This is a genomic window from Saccharomonospora iraqiensis subsp. iraqiensis, assembly GCF_000430445.1.
Classification (GTDB): Bacteria; Actinomycetota; Actinomycetes; order Mycobacteriales; family Pseudonocardiaceae; genus Saccharomonospora; species Saccharomonospora iraqiensis.
In genome coordinates, this window is record NZ_KE387108.1 from 18,372 (window position 1) to 24,607 (window position 6,236).

3 protein-coding genes and 1 pseudogene are annotated in these 6,236 nt (G+C 72.2%); 1 reads left to right on the forward strand and 3 read right to left on the reverse strand.

Going from position 1 to position 6,236, the window contains the following annotated elements:
• The 3 genes and pseudogenes from ACTIR_RS26760 to ACTIR_RS0115550 form a co-directional block, all read right to left on the reverse strand.
• Positions 1-196, reverse strand: a pseudogene (locus ACTIR_RS26760) (acyl-CoA synthetase); the annotation flags it as partial.
• Positions 197-624: 428 nt separating this feature from the next.
• Positions 625-4,530: an ATP-dependent RNA helicase HrpA gene (hrpA, locus tag ACTIR_RS0115545; RefSeq protein ID WP_026454968.1), complete on the reverse strand. Its 3,906-nt coding sequence runs from the start codon at positions 4,528-4,530 to the stop codon at positions 625-627.
• An 85-nt stretch (positions 4,531-4,615) separates the two neighbouring features.
• Entirely contained in the window at positions 4,616-5,785 is a 1,170-nt protein-coding gene (locus ACTIR_RS0115550; protein WP_026454969.1) for a lactate 2-monooxygenase, read from the reverse strand.
• A gap of 149 nt (positions 5,786-5,934) precedes the next feature.
• Between ACTIR_RS0115550 and ACTIR_RS23710 the strand changes: the two genes are divergently transcribed.
• The coding region (locus ACTIR_RS23710) for a MerR family transcriptional regulator (RefSeq protein ID WP_034240408.1) at positions 5,935-6,236 on the forward strand (302 nt) is incomplete at its 3' end.

A 6,236-nucleotide genomic window follows, 5' to 3' on the forward strand; every position in this document is an offset into this window, starting at 1 on the left:
CCGCCGTCGCGTCCCGGCGCGCGGCCACGCGCACAGCCCCGGCCAGCGGCCCGTACCGGCGCGCGGTGATCAGCGACCGCAATCCTTCGTCCACCCGGGGGAACGGCGCCAGCCCGGCGCGACGCAGCACGTCGATTCCGCGGACGGTGTCGACCACCCGGCGCGTCAGCCCGGCCACGGTCGTCGGCGTCTTCATCGGCCACCTCCTCGAACCTGGTCGAACTAAACCTACCCGCAAGTAGGTTCAGTCGTCGACCCGCCCCACACCCGCGAGTCGACACCCCGCACCCGCGAGTTGCCCCCTCCCGACCGCGAGTCGACACCTCGTCACCACGAGTCGACACCTCGTGCTCACGAGTCGACGTTCGGGCCACCTGGACATCGGGGCGGAGCTCCAGGGACGGCGCTACTCCGCGCGACTGCGGCCCCCCACCTGCCCCGACCAGCTCACCGGAACTACGGGACAGACTCCGTCACGACACGACAGCTCACCGTCGTGGAACGGCAACTCACCGTCGTGGAACGGCAACTCGCCGGCCTGGGGTGGCAACTCGCCGGCCTGGGGTGGCAACTCGCCGGTCTGGAGCGGCAACTCGCCGGTCTGGGGCGGCAACTCGCCGGGGGTTACGGGGCGGCCTTGTCCAGGGCTTTGAGGATGCGTTTGGTGGAGACCGGGTAGGCGGTGCCGAGGGTCTGGGCGAAGTAGCTGATGCGGAGTTCCTCGATCATCCACGGGATCTCGGCCAGGGCCGGGTCCGGGTCCGTGCCGGGCGGCAGCGCGTCGCGCACGGCGTCGTACTCGTCGCGCAGCCAGTTGATCTCGCGCAGCCGCTCGACGTCGCGCCCCGGGTCGGTGGGCAGCTTGTCCAGTCGGCGTTCGATGCCCCGGACGTAGCGGGCCACGTCGGGCAGCCGGTCGTAGCCGGTGCCGGTGACGAAACCCGGATACACCAGTCCGTCGAGTTGGGCGCGCATGTCCTCCAGGGACTCCCGCAACGCTCCGCCGCGGGTCTCCCCCAGTCGGGTCTGCACCGTCCCCGCCGCGGCGAGCACCGCCTCCACCTCGTGCAGCACGGCCAGGGTGGTGCCGTTCAGGCGCGGACGCACCGCCTCGGTCAGCGCGGCGAAGGCATCCTCGTCCCAGACCGGCCCCCCGGCCTCGGCGACGAGCTTGTCCACCGCGCAGTCCACGCAGTCCTCCAACAGCGCCGCCACCCCGCCGTGCGGGTTGCGGGTGAGCACCAGCTTGGCCTGGTTGGACAGGTTCCGGGTGACGTACTTCGCGGGCGAGGGCACGGACAGCCGCACCAGCCGGCGCGTGCCCCGCCACATCGCCGCACGCTGCTGCTCCGGGCTGTCCAGCGTCCGCACGGCGACACTGTCGCCCTCGTCGACCAGCGCCGGATACGCCCGGACCTCGTGCCCGCCCCGCTGCGCGCGGAACTCCCGCGGCAGCGTGCCGAAGTTCCCACCGGTGAGGCCGGACCGTTCGACGTCGTCGGCGGCCGCGGAGATCGTCTCCCGCAGCCGCCCGCCCAGCTGCTCCCGCAGGGCGGACAGGTCCTTGCCCTCGGCGACGGTGCGTTGCTTCTCGTCGACGACCCGGAAGGTCATCCGCAGGTGCGCGGGCACGGCGTCCCACTGCCACGCCTCCCGCGGCACCGCGACCCCGCGCAGGGCCTCCAGTTCCCGCCCGAGCACGTCGAGCAGCGGGCCGTCGTCCGGCCCGATCCGCCCGGTCACCTGCCGGGCGGTGTCCGGCGCGGGCACGAAGGTGCGCCGCAGCGATTTCGGCAGCGACTTCACCAGGGCGGCCACCAGGTCCTCGCGCAGCCCCGGCACCTGCCAGTCGAACCCGGCGTCGGTGACCTGGTTCAGCACCGGCAGCGGGATGTGCACCGTCACGCCGTCGGCGTCGGTCCCGGGCTCGAACTGGTAGGTCAGCGGCAGCTCCAGCTCGCCCTGCCGCCAGACGTCCGGGTAGTCCGCCGCGCGGACCTCCTCGGCGGTGGCGTTGACCAGCATGGCCTTCTCGAAGGTCAGCAGGTCCGGTTGCTCGCGGCGGGCCTTCTTCCACCACGAGTCGAAATGCCGCGCGGAGACGACGTCGTCCGGGATGCGCTCGTCGTAGAAGGCGAACAACGTCTCGTCGTCGACGAGGATGTCCCGGCGCCGCGCCCGGTTCTCCAGGTCGGTCACCTCGTCCAGCAGTGCGCGGTTGTCGTGGAAGAACCGGTGGTCGGTCTCCCAGTCCCCCTCCACCAGCGCGTGCCGGATGAACAGCTCCCGCGAGGTCTCCGGGTCGATCCGCCCGTAGTTGACCTTGCGACCGGACACCAGCGGGATGCCGTAGAGGGTCACCCGCTCGTTCGCCATCACCGCGCCCTGTTTGCGTTCCCAGCGCGGCTCCGAGTAGGTGCGTTTCACCAGGTGCTGCGCGAGCGGCTCGATCCATTCCGGCTCCACGCGGGCGTTGATCCGCCCCCACAGCCGGGAGGTCTCCACCAGTTCGGCCGAGGCGATCCACCGGGGCTGCTTCTTGAACAGCGACGACCCGGGGAACACCGAGAACCGGGTGCCGCGGGCGCCCAGGTAGTCGCCCTTCTCCGGGTCCTTGAGCCCGACGTGCGAGAGCAGGCCCGCCAGCAGCGAGGTGTGGATGCGCTGCGGATCACCGGGCACGCTGTTCAGCGTGATCCCCAACGGCTTCGCGAGCTGGCGCAGCTGGCCGTAGACGTCCTGCCACTCGCGGATGCGGAGGTAGTTGAGGAACTCGGCGCGGCAGAGCTTGCGGAACTGGTTGTTCGACAGCGCCTTCTGCTGCTCGCGCACGTGGTTCCACAGGTTCAGGTACGCCAGGAAGTCCGAGCCGGGCTCGGTGAACCGCGCGTGCTGCTGCCGGGCCTGCTGCTCGAACTCCGCGGGGCGCTCCCGCGGGTCCTGGATGGACAGTGCCGCGGCGATGATCATGACTTCGCGCACGCACCCGTTCGCCGCGCCCTCGACGATCATGCGGCCCATCCGCGGGTCGACGGGCAGCTGCGCCAGCTTCTTGCCGACCGCGGTGAGTTTGCCGCCCGAGGAGTCCACCGCGCCGAGCTCGGTCAGCAGCTGTACGCCCGCGGTGATCTGGCGCCGGTCCGGCGGCTCGACGAACGGGAACGCGCCGATGTCGCCCAGCCCCAGCGAGATCATCTGCAGGATGACCGAGGCCAGGTTGGTGCGCAGGATCTCCGGGTCGGTGAACTCCTGGCGGGAGAGGAAGTCGTCCTCGGTGTACAGCCGGATACAGATGCCGTCCGAGGTGCGCCCGCACCGGCCCTTGCGCTGGTTCGCCGAGGCCTGCGAGATCGGCTCGATCGGCAGCCGCTGCACCTTGGTGCGCGAGCTGTACCGGGAGATGCGCGCGGTGCCGGGGTCGACGACGTACCGGATCCCGGGCACGGTCAACGACGTCTCGGCGACGTTGGTGGCCAGCACGATCCGCCGCCCGCGGTGCGGCTTGAACACCCGCTGCTGTTCGGCGGCGGACAGCCGCGCGTACAGCGGCAGGATCTCGGTGTCCGGCAGGTTCATCGCCCGCAGCGCCTCGTCGGTGTCCCGGATCTCGCGCTCGCCGGACAGGAACACGAGCACGTCGCCGGGCCCCTCGGCGGTCAGTTCACGCACCGCGTCGCCGATGGCCTGCACCTGGTCGCGGTCCGGGTCGGCGTCCGGGTCGTCCGGGTCGACCACCGGCCGGTAGCGGACCTCGACGGGGTAGGTGCGGCCGGAGACCTCGACGATCGGGGCGTCGTCGAAGTGCCGGGAGAACCGCTCGGGGTCGATGGTCGCGGAGGTGATGATCACCTTGAGGTCGGGCCTGCGCGGCAGCAGCCGCTTCAGGTAGCCGAGCAGGAAGTCGATGTTGAGGCTGCGCTCGTGCGCCTCGTCGATGATGATCGTGTCGTACTGCCGCAGCATCCGGTCGTGCCCGATCTCGGCGAGCAGGATGCCGTCGGTCATCAGCTTCACGAGCGTGTCGTCACCGGAGGTGTCGGTGAACCGCACCTTGTACCCGACGGAGTCACCGAGGTCGGTGTCCAGCTCCGCGGCGATCCGCTCGGCCACCGTCCGCGCGGCGATCCGGCGGGGCTGGGTGTGCGCGATCTGCCCGCGGACGCCGAGCCCCAGGTCGAGGCAGATCTTGGGCAGCTGCGTGGTCTTGCCGGAGCCGGTCTCCCCCGCGACGATCACGACCTGGTTGTCCCGGATCGTCTCGGCGAGATCCTCCCGTCGCCCGCTGACCGGGAGTTCGTCCGGGTAGGTCACGGCGGGCACCGACGCGCGACGGCGGGCCACCCGCCGCTCGGCGGCGTCCACGTCGGCGGCGATCTTGGCGACGACGTCGTCGGCGGGCCGCGGGCGCGCCTTCCGGGACTTACCCGACCTGGTCAGCCCGTCGATACGCCTGCGGAGGCGGTTCGCGTCACGCACCATCAACTCGGGCAGGCGCGAGCGCAACTCGGTGAGGGGGGACGCGGTGGACATACGCACCCCAGGGTAGCCGGGCGCTCCCGCGACCCGCCCACCACTTTCCGCCCGGACGGATCGCGGGCACTCCGACGGCCGGGACTCAGCGCCGCACGGTGGTCAACGAGGACGGCCGCAGGTCGGCGAGGCGGCGGTGCCCGGACAGGCCCATGGTCAGGTCGAGGTCGGCGAGCAGGCTGCGCAGCACGTGCCGCACGCCGTCCTCCCCGCCGTGCGCGAGGCCGTAGACCCACGGCCTGCCGACCAGGACGGCCCGGGCGCCCAGCGCCAGCGCCTTGGCCACGTCCGCCCCGGTGCGCACCCCGGAGTCGAACAGCACCTCGATCCGCGACCCCACGGCGCCGACGATCTCCGGCAGCGCGTCCAGCGCGGCCACGGCCCCGTCCACCTGCCTGCCGCCGTGGTTGGAGACGATCACCCCGTCCATCCCCGCCTCCGCGGCGCGGCGGGCGTCGTCCACGTGCGTGATGCCCTTCAGCACGATCGGGCCGTCCCAGTGTTCCCGCAGGAACGCCAGCGCGTCCCAGTCGCGGTCCGTCCCCGTGATCATGGAGATCCAGCGGAGCACGGCCGAGGGCAGGTCCTCCTCCGGCGGCGCCTCCAGCTTCGACCGGAAGACCGGGTCGGAGAACGGCACGGCGGTGCCCTCCCCCTGCAGGAAGGGCAGGTAACCGCGGTCGAGGTCGCACGGCCGCCAGCCGAGCGACCAGGTGTCCAGCGTGACCACGAGCGTGCTGAACCCGGCCGCCCGGGCGCGGGAGAGGATGCTGCGGCACACGTCCGGGTCGTTCGGCCAGTACAGCTGGAACCAGCGCGGTCCGTCCCCGGAGGCGGCGGCGACGTCCTCGATGCTGGTCGACGACGCCGTGGACAGCACGGCCGGCAGGCCCAGCCCCGCGGCGGCACGGGCGGTCGCCCGCTCCGCGTCGGGATGGACGATCGACTGCACCCCGACGGGGGCGAGCAGCACCGGCGCGGGGGTCTGCGTGCCGAGCACGGTGGTCGACAGGTCCCGCTCGGTGGCGTCGGTGAGCATCCGGGGCACCAGCCGCCACCCGTCGAAGGCGTCGCGGTTCGCGCGCATCGTGGCGCCCGACCCCGCGCCCCCGGCGACGTAGTGGAACGGACCGGGATCGAGCAGCTCGGCGGCCGAGTCCTCCAGCTTCGTGGGGTCGGTGGTGAACTCCGGCGTCCGGCCGCCGTAGGCCTGCAGGTAGAGCTCACTCTGGTAGAGGGAGTACCGCTCGCCCATCCGTACCTCCTTCGCCCGGTGCCGTCCGGGGCGTCCGGGGCGGTCGCTTCCGTCGATGCCGTGCGTCGTGCGCGGCATCCTACGGACCGGGGCCGGCCCGGAACCGGAGAGTTGACCTTCGAGTCCGTCGAACGCGCAGACTGCCCGGCATGGACGACCACATCACCGACACCGGCCTGGACAACATCGGCACGTTCGCCCGGCGGGTGGGCCTCACGCCGAGTGCGTTGCGCTTCTACGACGACTGCGGGGTGCTGACCCCCACGCGGACCGACCCCGGGTCCGGCTACCGGTACTACGGTCCCGACCAGGAACACCGGGCGGTCCTGCTGCGCACGCTCCGCGAGGCGGAGGTGCCGCTGGCCGAGGTGAGCGCCGTGCTGGACGGCCCGGGCGCCGACGCGGAGGAGATCCTGCGCGCGCACGGGGACCGGCTGCGGACCCGGGCCGC